At 63.7% G+C, this 311-nt stretch carries 1 protein-coding gene; it reads right to left on the bottom strand.

Features of this window, described 5'->3' with window-relative positions:
- Window positions 1-311: IS3 family transposase (locus B7449_RS17765; RefSeq protein WP_048883974.1), on the bottom strand; the 311-nt coding region annotated here is incomplete at both ends.

Here is a 311-nt window from a genome sequence, read left to right as displayed (position 1 = left end):
GGCCTGTCAGCAGGGAAGTCGCCATCCAGAAGGTTGGCCACAATGCCAGTCTGGTGATGGCTGTCGGTCGTGACCTTGTGGCGACGGGTGCGCACGGGCCGGATTCCGTTGTCCTTCATCAGTCGGCCAACATGACGTTCCCCGACAACAGGCCCGGCTTCCCTGAGTTCCAGGGTCATGCGGGGCCGTCCGCAGGAGGCGTTGCCCAGGGCATGATGTTCACGGATATGCACCAGTATCTTCAGATCGGTGCGCTGGCGCTGACAGGCCGGTCGGGATGTCCAGGCCCGGTAACCACGTGCCGAGACCTG

The sequence above is a fragment of the Komagataeibacter intermedius TF2 genome (genome assembly GCF_000964425.1).
In the GTDB taxonomy this organism is placed as follows: Bacteria; Pseudomonadota; Alphaproteobacteria; order Acetobacterales; family Acetobacteraceae; genus Komagataeibacter; species Komagataeibacter intermedius.
Note: the sequence above shows the minus strand (reverse complement) of the source record. Positions and strands in the feature narration are given on the sequence as shown.